Genomic DNA, 304 nt, shown 5'->3' with positions numbered 1-304 from the left:
TGTTTATGCTTCTTGTACTACAGGCAAGTTTGTTTAATTAAATATTGGGGGATTAGCTCAGCTGGCTAGAGCACCTGCTTTGCACGCAGGGGGTCAACGGTTCGAATCCGTTATTCTCCACGTAATGAATTAATAATTAAGAATTACAAATTAAAAGCGGCAATGCTGCGGATAATTATTAATTATTCACTTTTAATTATTAATTGAATAGAAGATCTTTGACATGATGTAACAAGCTGAAAAAGTAAAAATTTGGTCAAAACCAAAAGAGCTAAAAGTATATATCATCCGCTCTGTAGAAAAT

1 tRNA gene is annotated in these 304 nt (G+C 33.6%); it reads left to right on the top strand.

The features are described from left to right. Positions 1-46 precede the first annotated feature (46 nt). Positions 47-120 (top strand) — tRNA-Ala (locus tag NW213_RS16890). Positions 121-304 lie beyond the last annotated feature (184 nt).

It is taken from the genome of Bacteroides sp. ET336 (assembly GCF_024733815.1).
Classification (GTDB): Bacteria; Bacteroidota; Bacteroidia; order Bacteroidales; family Bacteroidaceae; genus Phocaeicola; species Phocaeicola cellulolyticus.
The sequence above is the reverse complement of the archived record's forward strand: the minus strand, read 5'-3'. Positions and strand labels throughout refer to the sequence as shown.